Origin of the sequence: Acinetobacter sp. V89_4 (genome assembly GCF_029967875.1) — a bacterium.
Classification (GTDB): Bacteria; Pseudomonadota; Gammaproteobacteria; order Pseudomonadales; family Moraxellaceae; genus Acinetobacter; species Acinetobacter oleivorans.
In genome coordinates, this window is sequence record NZ_JASCAI010000028.1 from 78,117 (window position 1) to 96,980 (window position 18,864).

At 34.9% G+C, this 18,864-nt stretch carries 16 protein-coding genes and 1 pseudogene; 6 read left to right on the top strand and 11 right to left on the bottom strand.

Annotated features, from left to right (window positions below; genetic code table 11):
• Positions 1–332 precede the first annotated feature (332 nt).
• From QLG01_RS12010 to QLG01_RS12020, 3 genes and pseudogenes are all read left to right on the top strand, one after another.
• Positions 333–617: a DUF6527 family protein gene (locus QLG01_RS12010; RefSeq protein ID WP_111854118.1), complete on the top strand. Its 285-nt coding sequence runs from the start codon at positions 333–335 to the stop codon at positions 615–617.
• A 193-nt stretch (positions 618–810) separates the two neighbouring features.
• Complete coding sequence (locus tag QLG01_RS12015; RefSeq protein ID WP_225623321.1) at positions 811–924, top strand: hypothetical protein; 114 nt, start codon at positions 811–813, stop codon at positions 922–924.
• A 248-nt stretch (positions 925–1,172) separates the two neighbouring features.
• Positions 1,173–1,289, top strand: a pseudogene (locus tag QLG01_RS12020) (peptidase, S8/S53 domain protein); the annotation flags it as partial.
• 46 nt (positions 1,290–1,335) lie between these two features.
• Here QLG01_RS12020 and QLG01_RS12025 read toward each other — a convergent pair.
• Positions 1,336–2,790: a SulP family inorganic anion transporter gene (locus tag QLG01_RS12025; protein WP_282496522.1), complete on the bottom strand. Its 1,455-nt coding sequence runs from the start codon at positions 2,788–2,790 to the stop codon at positions 1,336–1,338.
• Positions 2,791–3,015: 225 nt separating this feature from the next.
• Complete coding sequence (locus QLG01_RS12030; protein ID WP_192834556.1) at positions 3,016–3,648, bottom strand: SOS response-associated peptidase family protein; 633 nt, start codon at positions 3,646–3,648, stop codon at positions 3,016–3,018.
• Positions 3,649–4,041: 393 nt separating this feature from the next.
• Here QLG01_RS12030 and QLG01_RS12035 point away from each other — a divergent pair, with 393 nt between their 5' ends.
• Positions 4,042–5,481, top strand: a complete 1,440-nt coding sequence (locus QLG01_RS12035) for a glucose/sorbosone family PQQ-dependent dehydrogenase (RefSeq protein ID WP_192835707.1) — start codon at positions 4,042–4,044, stop codon at positions 5,479–5,481.
• Positions 5,482–5,537: 56 nt separating this feature from the next.
• On the opposite strand, the gene QLG01_RS12040 is transcribed toward QLG01_RS12035, so the two are convergent.
• From QLG01_RS12040 to QLG01_RS12055, 4 genes are all read right to left on the bottom strand, one after another.
• On the bottom strand, positions 5,538–5,981 hold the full coding sequence (locus QLG01_RS12040) for a universal stress protein (RefSeq protein ID WP_004791904.1): 444 nt from the start codon (positions 5,979–5,981) through the stop codon (positions 5,538–5,540).
• Between the two features lie 140 nt (positions 5,982–6,121).
• Entirely contained in the window at positions 6,122–8,218 is a 2,097-nt protein-coding gene (locus QLG01_RS12045; protein ID WP_282496523.1) for an EAL domain-containing protein, read from the bottom strand.
• 601 nt (positions 8,219–8,819) lie between these two features.
• The gene (locus QLG01_RS12050; protein ID WP_005306224.1) at positions 8,820–9,035 is read right to left on the bottom strand and encodes a hypothetical protein; all 216 of its coding nucleotides are present in this window, start codon (positions 9,033–9,035) and stop codon (positions 8,820–8,822) included.
• 180 nt (positions 9,036–9,215) lie between these two features.
• Positions 9,216–9,680 carry a MarR family transcriptional regulator gene (locus tag QLG01_RS12055; RefSeq protein ID WP_004791909.1) on the bottom strand — a complete coding sequence of 155 codons (465 nt, stop codon included), beginning with the start codon at positions 9,678–9,680 and terminating at the stop codon, positions 9,216–9,218.
• Between the two features lie 759 nt (positions 9,681–10,439).
• Between QLG01_RS12055 and QLG01_RS12060 the strand changes: the two genes are divergently transcribed.
• A complete protein-coding gene (locus tag QLG01_RS12060; protein ID WP_013197626.1) occupies positions 10,440–10,943 on the top strand; it encodes a hypothetical protein in 504 nt (167 codons plus the stop codon).
• A 105-nt stretch (positions 10,944–11,048) separates the two neighbouring features.
• Here QLG01_RS12060 and QLG01_RS12065 read toward each other — a convergent pair whose 3' ends face one another.
• From QLG01_RS12065 to QLG01_RS12080, 4 genes are all read right to left on the bottom strand, one after another.
• Positions 11,049–12,767, bottom strand: a complete 1,719-nt coding sequence (locus QLG01_RS12065; protein ID WP_282496524.1) for a fructose-specific PTS transporter subunit EIIC — start codon at positions 12,765–12,767, stop codon at positions 11,049–11,051.
• The gene (gene pfkB, locus QLG01_RS12070; protein WP_282496525.1) at positions 12,754–13,701 is read right to left on the bottom strand and encodes a 1-phosphofructokinase; all 948 of its coding nucleotides are present in this window, start codon (positions 13,699–13,701) and stop codon (positions 12,754–12,756) included. The genes QLG01_RS12065 and pfkB overlap by 14 nt, the downstream gene beginning before the upstream one ends.
• 15 nt (positions 13,702–13,716) lie before the next feature.
• The gene (gene ptsP, locus QLG01_RS12075) at positions 13,717–16,572 is read right to left on the bottom strand and encodes a phosphoenolpyruvate--protein phosphotransferase (RefSeq protein ID WP_282496526.1); all 2,856 of its coding nucleotides are present in this window, start codon (positions 16,570–16,572) and stop codon (positions 13,717–13,719) included.
• 321 nt (positions 16,573–16,893) lie between these two features.
• On the bottom strand, positions 16,894–17,751 hold the full coding sequence (locus tag QLG01_RS12080; RefSeq protein ID WP_282496527.1) for an alpha/beta fold hydrolase: 858 nt from the start codon (positions 17,749–17,751) through the stop codon (positions 16,894–16,896).
• A gap of 141 nt (positions 17,752–17,892) precedes the next feature.
• Between QLG01_RS12080 and QLG01_RS12085 the strand changes: the two genes are divergently transcribed.
• A complete protein-coding gene (locus QLG01_RS12085; protein ID WP_282496528.1) occupies positions 17,893–18,348 on the top strand; it encodes a hypothetical protein in 456 nt (151 codons plus the stop codon).
• 25 nt (positions 18,349–18,373) lie between these two features.
• Here QLG01_RS12085 and QLG01_RS12090 read toward each other — a convergent pair whose 3' ends face one another.
• Positions 18,374–18,628: a hypothetical protein gene (locus QLG01_RS12090; protein ID WP_004791919.1), complete on the bottom strand. Its 255-nt coding sequence runs from the start codon at positions 18,626–18,628 to the stop codon at positions 18,374–18,376.
• Positions 18,629–18,864 lie beyond the last annotated feature (236 nt).

The following is an 18,864-nucleotide window of genomic DNA, read 5'->3' on the forward strand; positions in this document are numbered from 1 at the left end:
ATGCGGACTTTTTTATTTGACTTTTAAAAACAATAAGATAAAGGGTAATATAGCTATAATATCTATCCAAAGATTAATATGAATGAATAAGATAGACCTGTCATAAATAAGAAATAAATTAGGATTTTTTCATGATTTAACTCGAATTATCATTTAATAAGTAGATTAATTAAAATATAAGCTGACTTATCATTCATGAATTTGTCATATAGGCTTGATAAATTATAAGAAAATAAAAGTTATAAGAATAATTAAATAATATATATAGCATTTGAAAGTAATTGATTTAGTCGGCTCTCATGAGTTGGTTTTTTATTTATAAAGGAGCCTTTATGAAAGTACAATATTTTGAAGGTGGCATGTATAAACATATGTGTCCAGGTTGCGGGTATCTTCACTATATTCCTGTACATTATCCTTTTTCTAATGGTAACCAATGGACTTTTAATAATAATTTGGAAAAACCAACTTTTGATCAGCTCATAATTATGTATGGGCATTGTAATTACTTTATTAAAGGTGGATTTATTGAATATAGTGTTAACTGTAGACATCATTTAGCAGGATGTACGGTTGAGTTGCCAGAATTAAAATTAAAAAATGATAGATTTTATTAATTTTAGTATTTGTCTATATATTTAAGATCATTTAAAAATTTATAGAATCGGTAAGTAATAGATACTTGAGTAATATATCTTTACATTTTTAATACTGAATATGTATAGTTAAAAAAATTGTAAATTTATTTTGGTTGAAGCTAGGATTGAAATTTGCAAAAATTTATATAACTTACTGTTTTATATTTTATTTATGGATATCTGGAAATTTTTAAGAAGTTTTAACACCATTGGAACATACCTCATTATTTCTACATTTATATTGTTTTTAATGATTATATATTTTTACATTATACATCCCAGCTAATCTAAATTATTAATAGAGTAAAATAATCTTCGATTTTTTAATTTATTTGAATTGGTTCTCACTTTTAATAGAAAAAGATAAAAGTATTGTATAGACTCAAGTTTTATAAAAATATGACTTGGTTATAATCCATGGGGAATATAATAAAAATTCCTTTCTAAAAAATTTTAACCTGTAAATATAAAGACTGTACTGATCATAACAACGATGTCTGAAGTAAAAATATGGAGATTTTTTATGAAATGTTGAGTACACCTACAGCAACACCTCAGACAATCTCAACTAATCTTTTAAATCAAGCAAGTAGTAATGTGGTAAAAAATCCTTCTGGTAGCCCAAATCGATTGTTATATAAATCACCTTAATAAGAAGTATGTCTTGAAATTGGAAAAGGTCCCGAAGGACCTTTTTTCAGATTTTTGCATGAGTACCATATTTATCAATCATGATTGAACTGGCTTCATTTAAACCGCGAACCGTTACCTGAATACCGTTCTTTTGAAATTTATTTACTACTGAATCTAGCATAGCAACTGAAGTCACATCCCAAATATGAGAGTGGGTAAGATCAATAATGACCTCTTTAATTTCTTCTTTAAAGTTAAAACTTTGCATAAATTTTTCAGATGAACTAAAAAATATTTGACCTCTTAATTCGTATAGACGAGCTTGACCCTCGAATGAAGTTTCAATACGAATATCATTTTCAAGTTTATTTGCTAAGAAAAGTGCTGAAAGTAATACACCAGTCAACACACCTAGCGCTAAGTTATGGGTAGCAACCACTACAATAACGGTAGCGATCATTACGACATTACTACTTTTAGGATTATTTTTAAATTGAGTGAGAGAGTTCCACTCAAAAGTACTGATCGATACCATAATCATGACCGCAACCAGAGCAGCCATAGGAATCACCTTTAACCAATCACTTAAAAATACAACTAAAATAAGTAAGAATATGCCTGCGCAGAAAGTGGATAAACGAGTGCGACCACCCGATTTTACATTAATCATTGATTGACCAATCATGGCACAACCAGCCATGCCGCCCATGAAACCTGAAGCAATATTTGCGATACCTTGACCTTTACATTCTTGAAATTTATCACTAGATGTATCTGTCATTTCATCAACGATTGTTGCAGTCATCATTGATTCAAGTAAGCCAACTGCGGCAAGGGCTAACGAGTATGGAAGAATAATAAGGAGGGTTTCTAAATTTAAAGGAATATTCGGAATTAGAAATATAGGTAACGTATCTGGTAATGATCCCATATCACCCACTGTTCGAACATCAAAACCTAAAAAAATAGCGAGTAATGTGACCACTACAATACAAATAAGAGGTGAGGGAAAGAACTTTCCAATTTTTGGAATATAGGGGAATAGATAAATAATTCCTAAGCCGATTGCTACTAATAAGTAGACATGCCACGTCACATTTACCAATTCTGGTAATTGAGCCATAAAGATAAGTATGGCGAGAGCATTCACGAATCCAATAACCACCGATTTAGAAACAAAACGCATGAGTTTGGCGAGTTTGAAATATCCTGCCAAAATCTGTATGACGCCAGTTAATACTGTTGCTGCAAATAGGTACTGAAGCCCATGGTCCTTTACGAGCGTTGTCATAACCAAAGCCATTGCGCCTGTAGCTGCCGAAATCATAGCGGGACGACCGCCTACGAAAGAAATAATAACGGCAATACAAAAGGATGCATATAAACCGACTTTGGGATCTACACCCGCAATAATTGAAAATGCAATTGCTTCTGGAATTAAAGCAAGACCCACAACAAGACCGGAAAGAATATCTGCGCGGACATTAGAGAACCATTGTTCTCGGACATTCGATAACATGAGAAATAGCCTAAGTTCTAAATTTTGAAAGGCTAGTGATGTGATATACCAACACAAGCGATTACACCACATCACTAAACAGTGATGAGTTATTTACAATGGATAAGGGTAAATAAACTTAAGGTGGCGTAAGGGTCATAGGTATAGAGGATTTGAGGCATTTAAAAGTGCCCGAAGAATAGCATAAGTTTTTAAGGCTGACTAACCTAAGTCGACTAAACCGATTTAATCATAATTCTTCATTTCAGCTTTTGGCATTGAGGCAAATTCATTCGCAGGCATATCTAAGAAAAAGTCTTTTGCTTCAGAATGAGTGCAGTTGAACCAATCATTTCTAAGATCGTCTGGTATTACAATAACTGAGCGTTTTTCATCATCCGGTTTATGAAATTGTTTCATAAAAGGGTGATGATCAGCATTGATTGTTAATAGCGACATTGACCTCACTTTCTGTTCATCAATAAGTGTTTCCTCAAAGATCGCAGCCAGTGTAAAAGGTTGCCCATCTTGCCGGAAAATACCATACCAATGTGCTTTTCCATTGATATATTTAGGTTCATAAATGGCTTCAACAGGAATAAGCGCAAATTGGTCATTTAACCAAGCATGTTTAAAAGAGCGCTTTTGTTGTACTGTCTCTGTTCTGGCATTATAAGTTGCATATTTGAAAGCAATTTCTTTGGCATAAGGGGGAAGCATTCCAAATTTAGCTTTTCTCCACTCAAGCTCATTTTCATTCGATAAAATGAGTGGGCAATCATCACTTGGGAAAATATCCATCTTATATTCAAAAGTGGGTTCAAATAACTCTAATTGATTGGCATGTATTTTCTTAATAGGTTTAAAGTTTGCACACATAAGACACCTTCGTTGTAAAAATAGCTCTCAATTACAGCTTCTAACTTTTAGTCTTTAGTGATGTATATTTTTATAATTAGAATTGTCTCTTTGAGTATTAATTTTTAACTATCAATTACTTCGTTAATAAATATTTATTTAAATAATGGCCATTTCAAAAAAGTTTCAGATATAAAATGAATTGAATAGATAAATCGTATAGTTAAGTTGCTCATCTTAAAGAGAGTTTGTTCATTTTTGATAGCTACTTTTATGCAACAGAGCCTTTCAGAAATTTAGATTTTAATAGATTCGTTATTCATCATAATACAAATCATATAGAGAACTCGTACAAACCCTTTATTAGAGGTTTAAAAATTCTCGGAAAATTTTGACAATTTATAAGGTGGACACATGAATAAACATTTATTGGCTAAAATTGCTTTATTAGGCGCTGCTCAGCTAGTTACACTCTCAGCATTTGCTGATGTTCCTCTAACTCCATCTCAATTTGCTAAAGCGAAATCAGAAAACTTTGACAAGAAAGTTATTCTATCTAATTTAAATAAGCCACATGCTTTGTTGTGGGGACCTGATAATCAAATTTGGTTAACAGAGCGCGCAACAGGTAAGATTCTAAGAGTGAATCCAGAGTCGGGCAGTGTAAAAACAGTTTTTCAGGTGCCTGAGATTGTAAATGATGCTGATGGACAAAATGGTTTATTAGGCTTTGCTTTCCATCCTGATTTTAAAAATAATCCTTATATCTATATTTCAGGTACATTTAAAAATCCGAAATCTACAGATAAAGAACTACCGAATCAAACGATTATTCGTCGATATACCTATAACAAGTCAACTGATACGCTTGAGAAGCCAGTCGATTTATTAGCAGGATTACCTTCATCGAAAGACCATCAATCAGGTCGTCTTGTTATTGGTCCAGACCAAAAGATTTACTATACGATTGGTGACCAAGGGCGTAACCAGCTTGCTTATTTATTCTTGCCAAATCAGGCACAACATACGCCGACTCAACAAGAGTTGAATGGCAAAGACTATCATACCTATATGGGTAAAGTACTACGCTTAAATCTTGATGGAAGTATTCCAAAAGATAATCCAAGTTTTAACGGGGTGGTTAGCCATATTTATACGCTCGGACATCGTAATCCACAGGGCTTAGCATTTACTCCAAATGGTAAATTGTTGCAATCTGAACAAGGTCCAAACTCTGACGATGAAATTAACCTCATAGTTAAAGGTGGTAACTATGGTTGGCCAAATGTAGCGGGTTACAAAGATGACAGTGGTTATGCCTATGCAAATTATTCGGCAGCAACCAATAAGTCACAAATTAAAGATTTAGGGCAAAACGGAGTAAAAGTAGCTGCAGGTGTACCTGTGACGAAAGAATCTGAATGGACTGGTAAAAACTTTGTACCGCCGTTAAAAACTTTATATACCGTGCAGGATACCTATAACTATAATGACCCAACGTGTGGGGATATGACCTACATTTGCTGGCCAACCGTTGCGCCGTCATCTGCTTATGTCTATAAGGGCGGCAAAAAAGCAATTGCTGGTTGGGAAAATACATTGTTGGTTCCATCTTTAAAACGCGGAGTTATTTTCCGTATTAAGTTAGATCCAACGTATAGTGCGACTTATGATGATGCGGTACCAATGTTTAAGAGCAACAACCGTTATCGTGACGTGATTGCTAGTCCAGATGGAAATGTTTTATACGTGTTGACTGATACTGCCGGAAATGTCCAAAAAGATGATGGCTCTGTAACGAATACACTAGAAAACCCTGGGTCTTTGATTAAATTTACATATAAAGCTCAGTAACACAGGCCATTAAAAAACCGATCTACATAAGATCGGTTTTGTTAACTTAAGAAAAATTATTCAGTTACGACTAATACCGGTAAATGAATTTCTCCTAAAAGAGCTTGAGTCACACTTCCTAAGAAGAACTTTTTAAACCCTTTTCGACCATGAGAACCAATCACTAATAGGTCTGCTTTGAGTTCAGTGGCGGCTTTAATAATTTCTGTGTGAATTGTTTGACCCTCAACAATTTTTGTTTCAACAGAAATTCCATGTTGGCTAAATTGTTCTTTCGCTTGGTCTAAAATACCCTGAATAGATGCTCTAGCTTTATTAAAGTAATCCTGTGCTAATTCTGTACTATCAATGAATTCTACAGAAATAAAAGGATCTATAGTAAGCGCATATACTAGAGTCACTTTACTACCAAAGGCCTTAGCAAGTGTTGCTGCATGATTGACAGCAATGAGTGAAGTAGGAGAACCATCGACTGGAACCAAGATATGGTGATAACTCATATATTGCTCCTTATTGTCCTGTGACAATGTATGGTGCCAAAACACCGATTTATTATCTTTATGCTTATATTATGAACAATTTTTGAAAGATTATTGTTTATTTTTAGTATGGAGAAAGATGAGAGATTTTATTATAAATTTTATCTTAAAGCATGATAATGACTTTCTAAGTAAGGTTGATTCTGCTTAAGTATTGAAATGACTTGATTGGCATCTATAGCAGATTCAAACAAGAATCCTTGGCCTATACTATATCCAAATTGTCGCAGTAGTTCTTCTTGTTCAGGGGTTTCAATTCCTTCTGCAATGAGCCCCAGTGATAAATTTGGAGCGAGTAATCCAATTGCTTGAACAATCGCATAAATTGATGGGTCATGTTGCATCTTTTGTATAAAACTACAATCTACTTTTAAACTATCAATTGGATAGTCACGAATATGGGTGAGCGATGAGAAACCTGTACCAAAGTCATCTAGAGCAATATGTACGCCATGTTGTTTTAATTTATTAAGGGCACGGATCACATATTCTGAACCTCGATCACCCAGCATGTGTTCAGTGACTTCTACTTCAATATAATGTGTTGGAATTTGAAATTGATTGATCTTTTTCAAAAGCCGTTCAGCATAGTTGTCTCTTAAAAACTCAACTGGAGCAGCATTGAGTGAAACAGGAAGGGGTTTAATACCAAGATCTATCCATTTTGCGATGTCGCGTAAAACTTGATGTTGCATCGTTTCACCGATTTTACTCGCTAAATTATAATCTTTAAAAGCTTCTGCAATTTGAGAAGGATAGCCTCTTTGAGCGGAAGTTGTATGCCATCGTAATAACGCTTCAAAACCTACAACACGATGAGTTTTTAAATCTACTTTAGGTTGATAGTAGGGCTGAATAGTATGATGACGAATAAGCTGACGTGCTAAATTAAGCTGAGAAGCGACTGTTTCGGTTATTTGCATCATGCATGGGTCATACATGCGAATACCACCACGACCACGTGCTTTTAAATCATGCAATGCCATATCTGCACAACTGAGTAAACCTGATTGGTCGATGGCATCTTGAGGATAAATCGCACAACCAATACTCATACCACCATTTAGAACATTGCCTAAATAGGTAATAGGTTGATTCAGCTGCTGAAGTAAGATTGCGGCTAAGTCACGCACATCACTTTCAGATTTAAGGTTATTAATAATAACCGCAAATTCATCTCCACCCAGTCTTGCGACAAAGCATCTTTCATCATCAACACAATGACTAAAACGTTTGGATAAAACTTTTAAAAGATGGTCGCCTGCGCTATGCCCTAATGTGTCATTAATATGCTTAAAATGATCAAGGTCAATTAATAGTAAACCTACACTTGTTTGGCTATCTTTTGAATATGCAAGAGTCCGTTTAAGCTGAAATTTAAATGAACGCCGATTACATAATCCAGTCAGTTCATCTCTTTCACTCATATTTCTAAGTTGGTTTTCTGCCAGATGCTGTTGAGTGACGTTACGTGATACACACAGTATTTGTATGATTTCACCATTTTCCCGATGAATCGGGGTCAACATATTATCCCAATATTCGGGGTCCTGATCTGGTAAACAACTCATTCCAGCGAATCTGGCAACTTTGCCTTGAAGGGCTTTTTTTAAAGCGACACGTCCACGTTTACGAATATGAGGTGGCAATAGCTCAAGCCATTTCATCCCAAATTTTGTTTCATCGACAGGAACACCTAGAGCGAGGCATCCTGATTTATTCATATGAGAAACGGTGCCGTCTACATTTAATACTTTAATGCAATCTACACTGATGTCTAACATTTGATTTTGTATTTCAATATTCTTTTGCAGGTTTTGTTGCTCTTGAATATCGTGATCAATATCTAAAAAGCTGACATACCATTCGCTGGCTAAAGAAGAGCCGCGATATTTGGATGCTTGAATGGAAAGTTTGCACCATCTATATTGATTGTCTCTTTGTAAAAGTCGACATTTTAATTCTATTCTTTTTTGCAGGCGAATTGCCTCGAGCCATCTATTTTTGACTTCGTCTAAATCGACAGGAGATATAAAATCTAACCATTGCTGAGGTAATGGAGAAAAAGTATCCTGCCAATATTCTGTACACTCTACATTGCAATATAATATCAAGCCATTTTCATCACTGACCCAAGTCGGTAGTGGAATCTGCTCAACAATAAAATGCTTTTGGGTGTTGTTCGACATTGAAGTCATAACATGCCTAGAAAGATTGTATGGGCGGGTAATCTAATTATTACTCATTATTGTAATCTTTCTGTAGTAATCAAAACAGTAATAAATAAATTCTAACTGTCTTTTTTTTGAACTAAATTTGAGATCTTAAATAAATTATATACTTAATATTTAATTTATGTTTTTGTTATTTATTGATTTTTATCTGTCTTAAGTTAAAAAAAGATTTATGCTTATTTTTGTAAAAAACTTATTAAAACAGAAGCTTATATTTGTCTCTGCAGAACTATTTTAATAAAAGCCATGAAAATAAATTATAAAAATGAGAAGGATTAAATTGTGAGGATTAAAATCTTAATAAGCCAAAATTTAACCACTATATATAAAGACTGGGAGGTTTTTAAAAGTCTAAATAAATACAATAACCACTATTAAGTTTACAAAAGTAATATAAAATAAAGGCTTATATTATCGTAAAATTCTTTCCATCAAGAAGGATATATATTTCCTTTTTGTGCATTTTATAGCCTACATTTTCCCCAAGATGTAGGTTTTTTTTATCCTTAATTTTTGACTTTATAATCTTTAAATATTAAAAATAAAAAAAAGCCAAATGGCTTTTTTATGCAGTTTCAGGTTTTTTCAACTCTTGTTGAATATAAAGATTCATATAATATTGTTCAATATAATCATCAGCATAGTTGTTTGCTAAGGTCTTTGTTGCCACTTGTTCATGTTTTAAATAGCAGTTTGATTCAAGGTCTTTTTCAAGTACCCACCATTGACGGTTAATACGACGCACTTGAAACTTGTCACTTTTGTATTTTCTTTTAGCCATTTTCAAAAATTTGCTATGCAGTTATTGAAAGAGAATTTCTACTGGAGTTAAGGACTCAAGTCAACAGATGAGAAGTTAATTGCTTATTTTATGTGATGTGTTGTTTCTATCAATACCCAGACGAGAGCTTAAAATAGAAAAGCTCTCCTAAGAGAGCTTAATAAGATATCTATGCTATTTTTAACGAGAAAGATTCTTTAAAAGTAATTTTAAACTTTCCATCATTTTTTCTAATTGCAAAGGGGTGATACCTTCGAAAGATTGTTCGAGTACTACGCTGGTTAAATCATTAATCTTATTGATCATTTCAGTACCTTTGTCTGTAAGTACTACGCGGGTGATTCGACCATCGGTCTGACAAGAATAAGTTTCCACCAAACCTTCATCTTTTAAACGATAAACAATCTTGGTGGTCGTCGACATTTTTGAAATAATCATATCCGAAAGTTCAGAAACACTCGCATGGGGCTTACTACTTAAAGCCAACATAATGCGTCGACGTGAGTTATCTAAACCATATTTTTTCAAAGCATTATCAATATTTTGTACATACTGAGCATGTACTTGAGTAATCCAATAATATGGAAAATCTTCAAGAGTAAAAGATTCTGTTGTAGGTAAAAAACGCGCATACTTCTTTGTCATTGACTTTTCCCCATACCTTGGTGGATCGCATTTCTGGTGAACTATCGTTAATAGTTGAAAAATATAGTTTCATCAAGCAAGTTATATCAGGACTTTACTTGGTGAGCAAAATTTATATAGCTAAATTTAACAATGACATGGTTTAAAGGACCTTATATTGATAAGTTTCTCTATACTTTGCATAAACTAAAAATACTCTTCTTCTATAGTCAAAGTTTGTTGAAAGTTAATGTGACTTGATGAGTCATAGTCATTAATTCCTTAAAATCTTTGAACAGATATACAAGATTGCATCTAGGCTTGCTTGATCGTTAATTGAACGATATTGGCTTACAAGCGCATCGTAGAAAAAAAATTATGATTTGAACGTGGCATTGAACGAGATAGTTTTTGTCTCTAAAGTCATAATTATGAAAAATCAAGATATTTAAATAATAAATATTTACAAATATCAATAACTTATTTTGTTTTATGGTGTGTGGAATTTACCATACATTTAACATGAATCATCTATTATTTAGTGAAATAAATTTGATTTATTTATTAACTTATTGATTGTTATATATAAAATTAAATATCTGGTGGAATGGGAACCTTATATATTTTAGCTTTTTTGTCTATAAATTATATTTTTAATAACTCTTACTTTAGATGATTGCTTAATTGTTACTCTAATAAATTGTATTTTAATTGTTATTTTTTGTTTCATTTACTATAGTGCGCATTCCAATAAATACTGATAAAACTTTTGGCTTAATCATGAAAAAATTATTACTTACTTCGTTGATTGCTTTAACTTTGGGAATTAATGGTTGTGCAACTATTGTTTCTGGTTCTTCACAAACAGTCACTTTCACTAGTGTTCCAGAGTCTGCAACAATTGAGATTAAAAATCGTAAAGGAGTAAAAATCCATACTGGTCAAACTCCAGCCACTGTAAGCTTGAAAAAAGGAGCTGGTTATTTTAAACCTGAAAGCTATCAGGTGAGTTTTAGTAAAGCAGGTTATCAAAGTAAAACTGTAGAGGTTACTGGGACATTAAGTGGTTGGTATTTTGGTAATATTCTTTTTGGCGGTTTAATTGGAATTTTAATTGTAGATCCTGTAACGGGTGCAATGTTTAAATTAGCTCCAAAAGATGTAAATACAGTTTTAGAGTCTCAGAATTTATCTTCTAAATCGCAAAAAGAGCCTACTTTAACTGTAATGTTGGCAGAGGACATGCCAACACAGATTATGGCAAGAGCTATTCAAATTAAGTGATATGAATAATATAAAATTGATTATTGAATACTCTTCAATTTAAGATTTTTAATTAAGCATATAAAACTTATAAAAAAGGGAGAATTTATATTCTCCCTTTTTTAATTATGCAGTGGTCACAATTTTTTCTTCTATTTTTTTCTTAACAATGGCATAGCTTATGCCTGTAACAATACTACCTGCTGCAATGGCAGCAAGATATAACCAAGCATGATTAATCGCATTAGGAATTAAAAGAACAAATACACCGCCGTGAGGAGTAACTAATTCGCAATGGAATAATGCAACAAGTGCTCCAGTTACAGCGCCACCTAAAATGCAAGTTGGAATAACACGCATTGGGTCTTTAGCCGCAAAGGGAATAGCACCTTCTGAAATAAAACATAAACCTAATACGAAAGCAGCCTTACCTGCATCTTTCTCTCCTGTACTAAATTTATTTTTAGCAATGAAAGTCGCAATGGCCATACCAATTGCAGGGACCATACCACCCGCCATTGTTGCTGCCATTGGCATATAGGTATTTGTTGTCAACAATCCGACAGTAAAAGCGTAGGCTGCCTTATTGATTGGACCGCCTAAATCGATACACATCATGCTGGCTAATATAATTCCCATTAACACAGCATTTGTTGTACCCATGTTATTTAAGAAGTCTTTCATTAGCTCGAAAATATGTGCTACAGGTTGTCCAACCACGTAGAACATAATCAGACCGACAAATAATGTACCTAATAATGGAATAATTAAAATCGGTTTAAGTGCCTCTAAACTTTTAGGAAGTTTAAGTTTTTTAGCAATAAATAGTGCGATATAACCTGCAAGAAAACCTGAAACAATACCGCCTAAAAAACCTGCTTGTAGCTGAGAGGCGAGTAACCCTCCAATTAAACCAGGTGCAAGACCAGGGCGATCAGCAATTGAGTAGGCGATATAGCCCGATAACATCGGAACCATGAGCATAAATGCCGCAGCACCAATTTGTTTTAATATGGCTGGTAAACTTCCAGCTTGCTCAGCAGCATTTAAGCCAAAGCATAAGGAGAGAGCAATTAACAGACCTCCAGCCACCACCATAGGTAGCATAAAAGAAACACCAGTTAAGAGATGTTTATATACGCCAACTTTTTCGGTTTTATCTTTATTTTCTGTCGATGCTTGTTGCTTACTTTGTTCTAAAACTTGTGCATTGCTGATTGCTTCAGCAAAGGCTTTATCTGTTTGCTTTAGAGCAAAGCCAGTACCACACCGATAGACACGCTTACCTACAAAACGGTCTGTGTTAACTTCAATGTCAGTAGCAAGAATCACAATGTCCGCTTCAGTAATAGCTTGAGCTGATAAAATATTTTTTGCACCAACAGAACCTTGTGTTTCTACTTCAATCTCATACCCAAGCTTTTCTGCACCTTGTTGTAAAGCTTCGGCAGCCATAAAAGTATGGGCAACACCCGTAGGACACGCAGTGATTGCTACAAACTTTTTAGTAGTAGTTACTGCCAAGCTATTATCACTTAGCCAATCTTGAGCTAGCTTAAAGTGATCTAAGGCAGTTTGGAAAGCTGTGTGAGCATCATTTTTTATCTCTTCAATGCTAATGAAAGATAATGGATGTGTACCAAAACTATTAAGATCTTTCGGGCGTTGTCCAACAACAATGACTTGATCAAAGTTTTCACTTATTTCGAATTCATCAAGCGAAATAATGTTATTTGGATAACCCTGTTGGGATGCGACTTGTGCAAGTTTTCGAGCTAAAATCAAAGCATTGACTTGCTGTTGCGGACTATTAATGACAAATAATAAATGTTTAGCAGTTAGCATCAGATTCACTCAATGAATTGATTGTAGTTTGGGCTTTTAACTGGTCTAGCGTTTCAGCATTGGGAATACGAAAGCCAATTTGTGTGACGGCATGGCTTGCGATTGCGGTAGCAGTTTTTAATGTTTCTTCATCAGAGAAGCCATTTATTAAGCCATGAATCATACCTGCTAAAAGAGAGTCACCTGCACCAACAGTACTTTTAACTACTACTTTAGGGGCTTTGGCATGAAGTGGATGAGTGTCGTGTAGCCAGTTTACACCGTCTTCGCCCATCGAAATAACGACATGCTCAATTTTAGCTAAGTTTTCAAAAAGCTTTTTTTGTTCAGCATAAGTCTCTGCAGGAAGTTGATAACTTTCTACTAACTCATCTGTATTTGGCTTAATCATCCATGGTTGACATTCAATTGCAGCGACCAATGCTTTACCACTTGTATCAAGTGCAACTTTTTTCCCTTGCTGCTGAATGAGCTTAATAAGTTGCTGTAATTCATCAACACTAAAACCTTGTGGAAGGCTCCCAGCAATTGCAACTACATCTACCTGTGGCAAAATCATTTCAATTTTTTGAAAGAGGTTCTTTTTATCTAGTCCAGAAACTAAGAAACCTTTTCCATTTAAATCTGTCATACGTCCAGAATGTTCAGCAATTTTTATATTTTGACGAGTCTCGCCTTCAATATAAATAAACTCAGGTTGGAATTGAGCTTCTTTAAAATGATCATCAAAAATTTGTTTGTTCATTGTTCCTAGAAAGCCAGAAACGATAATTTCATGCCCCAAATCTTTTAAAACTTGTGCAATATTTAATCCTTTGCCTGCTGCATGTATCTCTACAGATTCTTGGCGATTTACCTCACCAACCTGTAACTCATTGAGTTGTATCGTTACATCAATTGCAGGATTTAAAGTAATTGTTAGAACTTTAGCCATTACTGTTCCTAATCTTTAGATTTCTTGTTCGGATAACTGACGTACAGCAGTGGCGCTCTCACATTCTAGTGCGCGTTTTGCAAGCGCTTGAGCTTGGCTGTAGTTAAGTGTACGAATTTGGGCTTTTACTAAAGGAATACTATTTGGAGACATGCTGAGCTCATCTACGCCTAATCCCATAAGAATCGGTACAGCTTTTGGATCAGCTGCGAGTTCTCCGCATATACCCACCCATTTGCCATGTTTGTGTGCAGCTTTTACAGTGTGATCAATCAATTGCAAAATACTAGGGTGAAGGCCGTCTGCTTCAGCCGATAGGATAGGGTGACCACGGTCAATAGCTAAAGTATATTGGGTTAAGTCATTTGTTCCTATACTGAAAAAGTCCACTTCTTGAGCAAGAATAGGAGCAAGTAAAGCAGCAGAAGGAACTTCTATCATAATACCAACTTGTAAGTTGGCGCATGGATGTACAGTTTTAACTTCGTCAAGAATAGCTTTGGCAGCACGCCATTCTTCCACACGGCCAACCATTGGAAACATGATTCGTAAAGGACGATCATCTGCGGCTTTAAGCAAAGCGATAAGTTGTTGACGTAACAGCTCTGGCTGTCTTAGTGTCAAACGGATACCTCTTAGGCCTAAAAATGGATTTTCTTCTTCAGCAATTGGAAGGTAAGGAAGTGGTTTGTCACCACCTACATCAAGAGTACGTACTACAAGTGGGCGACCAGCGAGGGCATCTAGCACAACACGATAATCTGCTTCTTGGGTAGCTTCATTTGGAGCACTGCTATGAGCCATAAAAACAAGCTCTGTTCTAAGTAAGCCAATTGCTTCTGCGCCACATTCAACTGCATGAGCTGTAGCTTGAACTTTTCCTAAATTTGCAGCAACTTCGATTTGGTGTTGATCTACGGTAATCGCAGGTTCTTGGCTGTGACGTTCAGCCTCTTCACGAATTTTTTGTTGAAGCTCTCGTTCTTGTTTTGCTTGTTCGATTTGCTGAGTGTTAGGGTTTAATACAAAAGTTCCTGTGTCTCCATTAATTAAAAGAGAACTCTTTTGTTCAATCTCTAGTACTTGCTCACCAGCACCAACAACTGCAGGAATACCTAAAGCACGAGCAACAATAGCACTATGTGCACTTGCACCGCCTACAGCTGTCAAAATGCCCGCTACTCGATCTTTATTAAGGCGAGCCACATCACTAGGGCCCACATCATACATGATCAAAATATAAGGCTCTTTAGGCTCTTCGATAATAACTTCACCACAGAGCTGTGCTAAAACCCGATCGCCAATATCACGTAAGTCTGTAGCACGCTCAGCCAGTAATCGGTCTGGTAAAGCTGCTTGCTCTTTAGCTGCTGCTTCAATATGTTCATGCCAAGCAGCAGGAGCAGAAAGGTTTAAGTTAATCTTTTGATAAACACCATTAATAAGATCTGGGTCGTCTAGCATTTCCAAATGCGCTTGGAAAATTTGCTTAATTTCAGCTACTTCAGATTTTGCAATAACTTGGTGAATATTGTTTTTAACTGCGTGAAGAGCAATATCAAGTTTTTCTTTTTCTGCTTTAACGCTTAAACCCATACGTTCATATTGATAAACCTTAGGTTTGATGACATGCACGGGGCCAAAAGCTAGACCACTAGAAGCTGGAATACCTGTATTTGTACTCAATGTTTTCGGTAATGACTTTACTGTTTGAAGTGATTGAGCTTCTTGGGTATCTGAAGATTGAATAGGTTCAACTTCTTCTCCTAAGCCTTGTTGCACGGCCTGAATAACTTTATCTAAACCTTCAACAGCATCTGTTTCTGGCTCGGCAATAAAACGTAAAGTCTGGCCACGTTTACATCCTAAAGCCAAGAGGCGCGTTAAACTTTTGGCCGAAACAAAATTACCATCGTCTACTGCGACCTGAATATCACCTTTAAAACTTTTAGTTAAGTTCACCAAATGAGTCGCTGGTCGAGCATGTAATCCATGGGCATTGGCTAATACAACCGAACGATGAGGCCAATCTGGAATAACATCTGCACCAATAATTTTAGCAATCTCATTTGGTGCTTGTGTTTGATCTAGCTGTGCGACTTGTTCTGGGTTAAATAAAATATCAATAAGTCGGTTAAATCTTTGGCTATCTAACTGCTCATTGGCAGCAATACAGACGAGTGTATTCAGTTTTTGCCCACCTACATCTAAAGCATGGCGTGGCTTTACAATACTGATTGCTGGCTGTTGAACAAACTTACTACTAGAAATAGACCAGATCTGGTCTTGTAACTGGATAACTTGATCTGGTTCAAGTGAGCTTAAAAAACCACATTTTACGAAATTATGTTTTTTGAGAATTTGAGAGGCTGACCACAATAAGTCTTCGATATCTTGAGATTCAATTTCAGTTTGAATTAAATTTTCGTGCAGAGTTAAGGATAGAGGTTGAGCTTGTAATAGTTCAATAATTTGCTCAGGTTGCGTCGCATTTTTTACTTGTTCGCTTACATCCTGCATTAACGCTCTAGTTAATATTTGTAGTACTTGTAAATGCTCATCAGATTTTGCTGCAATAACAACAGCTAAATAAATCGTGTTTTCCCCATCCCAGATTATTCCTTCAGGGAAGTGAGCTAACCGAATACCTGTTTCTAAAATAAATTCACGAGATTGTGGCGTACCATGCGGAATAGCAATACCTTGGCCTAAATAGGTAGCGCTTTGTTGTTCACGATTGATGAGTCCTGTTATATATTCAGGCGTAACTAACCCATCTTTTACTAATATATCTACTAGACACTGTAATGCATGCTTTTTATCAACAGCATGTTGATTCATATGAATATGTCGAGGCTCGAGTGCTAGCATACTTATCCTTGAACAATTTCTTAGGTTTTAACTAAAACAGAAAAAAAGAAGCTGTTTGTATTAAAATAGGTTGGTTTACCTGTTTTTAAACAACAGCTTCAGACAAATTACCATAGCAGAACTTTAAGTTTATATCGACGTATTTACGTAAATAATGCTTATTAAAAATACAAAGGAATCACGACTTAATATATTTTAGTTTCTTATAGTAACTATAAATTTAATAAAGTTATTTTATAAAAGGGGACTGCTAATAATAAAAAAACCTCTACACCGGATTACGGGCATAGAGGCAAAAACTAAAGGATAGAATTTAAATTACTATTGAATTTCTTGCTCTAAGACTGACCACAGCTTTTGATGTGATTTTTTAAACATTAACATATGCCCAATTGATTTATAGCCGAGTTTTTTCGGGTTCAGTTCTAGCATTTTAGTAGATGCATTCGGGTATAAACTTAATAAATCTGCAACGTTGTGTTGAGTGGCAATTTCATCATCACTTGCCCAAATTGAAGTAATAGGGCAAATAATTTCACTATGAAAGTCATGAAAAATAGTTTTACCAATAGCATTTTTCACATAGCCTGGGTGACTACAAAACTCTCTCCATTGTTGTGCGACTTTCTTAGGTAAGTTTTCACCCATTCCAATAAATTGAGTAGCACCATAGCCTTTTAAAGTACTCGAAATTGGAAAGATAACGTTAAACATGACAGGGGCTAGAAATTTTGTTTTACCTTTAAGTCCTTTTACATGGCCTGTAGAACCTGCTACTGCAACAACTTTTGCTACTTTATGAAAATTTGGCACAATCCCTAGCAGTTGCCCACCCGCACTATGGCCAAGAAGAGTAACTTTTTCTGCTTGGGTTTTTTCTAATAAAGTTTCAATTGCGCAAGGGATATCAAGCATTCCCCAATCATTAATACTCGCTGTACTTTGCTTTAACGGCCCATGCAATGAATCTCCAATTCCACGGAAATCAAAGCTTAATACATCATAGCCTTGCTGGCTTAACCATGTAGCAAAAGAATGATAAAAGTTTTTGGTAATACCTGTTGCTGGACAAATCAAAACAGGATGTACCGATTTCTTTGATTGAGTTGGATAAAATTGTGCAGCAAGTTGATAACCGTCTTCGCAGGTCATCCAAAATGATTCAAAAGTGTTATCCATAATATTACGTAATGATTAGCTTATTAATGACTTTAATTTACATGAGTTCCAAAACGAAACTTGATTAAAATGTGACTATAAAGTCAAGATTTGTGCTATACAGCTCATTAAATTTTAATAAAACGAATAATTGGAAAAAAGATGGATTTATCGAAAGCTGTACAGTTAGCAATTGTGTTTAGTGGCATATTTTTATGGATAGGAATGTTCACAGGGGTTTGGAAGTATTGGCAAATACGCCGTTCAGAGTTACATCGTGCTCACTATTATGTTGACATTGCTCATCGTAGTAGCTTGCTGTATGCGGCTGCTAGTCTCATTCTTGCTGTATTGAGCTATTTTACTGTTTTAAATGAAAATATTGCTTTGTGGTGTGTGTTAGCGAATATTTTCTTTTTTAGCTTTTCAATATTGGTTTATATCATACATGGATGTTTACAGGACACGACAAATCAATTCAAAACTCCCCATCGGTTGGGCAGATTTAATTTACCTTCGTGGATAATGTCTTTAATGATGGTGGGATTAATTGTGACTGAATTATTGGCTACAGCTATTTTAGTTATTGGAACAATTTTTTTATTTATAGGTGTATAAAAATGGATGATTACTCATCCATTTTTTAAGAATTCAAATTTTGTTGACTAAGACGTCTTTTAGCTAGTTTTCGCATCTTATGATCGACAAAGGCCCACACACAAAATATGAAAGAAACGACCATCGCATACATAAAGTATTCGGGTTTCAGATTTCCTTTAATCATACCTTGAAACAGTAAAGTCAGCATAAGAGCAAGCGGTGTTACTCCATAAACAACTGAATCTTTGCTGTTCAGAGTGTTAATGAAGACTTGTTTGTTGAAATGTAATGATAACATCTCCATCCCTCCTTGTGGTTGCGCTAAAACCTAATGTTTTAGTCAAGAATAAGTTTTAAGTTTAATGTTGTACTGCTATTTTTGATTCAGTTCAATAGCAAATAGAAAATTTTTTGAGCAGTTTTATAAAAACCTCTATATTTATAAAGGTTTAAGGTATTAAAAAAGTAAATGTTTAATATTTTTGTATGAAATACTTATTCTTTTAGAAAAGAGAAATTATTTAAATGAAAAGT

Excerpts from the sequence above, each read along its gene's own strand:
- QLG01_RS12010 (WP_111854118.1), top strand. The coding sequence starts at position 333 with ATGAAAGTACAATATTTTGAAGGTGGCATGTATAAACATATGTGTCCA.
- QLG01_RS12015 (WP_225623321.1), top strand. The coding sequence starts at position 811 with ATGGATATCTGGAAATTTTTAAGAAGTTTTAACACCATTGGAACATAC.
- QLG01_RS12025 (WP_282496522.1), bottom strand. The coding sequence starts at position 2,790 with ATGTTATCGAATGTCCGAGAACAATGGTTCTCTAATGTCCGCGCAGAT.
- QLG01_RS12030 (WP_192834556.1), bottom strand. The coding sequence starts at position 3,648 with ATGTGTGCAAACTTTAAACCTATTAAGAAAATACATGCCAATCAATTA.
- QLG01_RS12035 (WP_192835707.1), top strand. The coding sequence starts at position 4,042 with ATGAATAAACATTTATTGGCTAAAATTGCTTTATTAGGCGCTGCTCAG.
- QLG01_RS12040 (WP_004791904.1), bottom strand. The coding sequence starts at position 5,981 with ATGAGTTATCACCATATCTTGGTTCCAGTCGATGGTTCTCCTACTTCA.
- QLG01_RS12045 (WP_282496523.1), bottom strand. The coding sequence starts at position 8,218 with ATGACTTCAATGTCGAACAACACCCAAAAGCATTTTATTGTTGAGCAG.
- QLG01_RS12050 (WP_005306224.1), bottom strand. The coding sequence starts at position 9,035 with ATGGCTAAAAGAAAATACAAAAGTGACAAGTTTCAAGTGCGTCGTATT.
- QLG01_RS12055 (WP_004791909.1), bottom strand. The coding sequence starts at position 9,680 with ATGACAAAGAAGTATGCGCGTTTTTTACCTACAACAGAATCTTTTACT.
- QLG01_RS12060 (WP_013197626.1), top strand. The coding sequence starts at position 10,440 with ATGAAAAAATTATTACTTACTTCGTTGATTGCTTTAACTTTGGGAATT.
- QLG01_RS12065 (WP_282496524.1), bottom strand. The coding sequence starts at position 12,767 with ATGCTAACTGCTAAACATTTATTATTTGTCATTAATAGTCCGCAACAG.
- pfkB (WP_282496525.1), bottom strand. The coding sequence starts at position 13,701 with ATGGCTAAAGTTCTAACAATTACTTTAAATCCTGCAATTGATGTAACG.
- ptsP (WP_282496526.1), bottom strand. The coding sequence starts at position 16,572 with ATGCTAGCACTCGAGCCTCGACATATTCATATGAATCAACATGCTGTT.
- QLG01_RS12080 (WP_282496527.1), bottom strand. The coding sequence starts at position 17,751 with ATGGATAACACTTTTGAATCATTTTGGATGACCTGCGAAGACGGTTAT.
- QLG01_RS12085 (WP_282496528.1), top strand. The coding sequence starts at position 17,893 with ATGGATTTATCGAAAGCTGTACAGTTAGCAATTGTGTTTAGTGGCATA.
- QLG01_RS12090 (WP_004791919.1), bottom strand. The coding sequence starts at position 18,628 with ATGTTATCATTACATTTCAACAAACAAGTCTTCATTAACACTCTGAAC.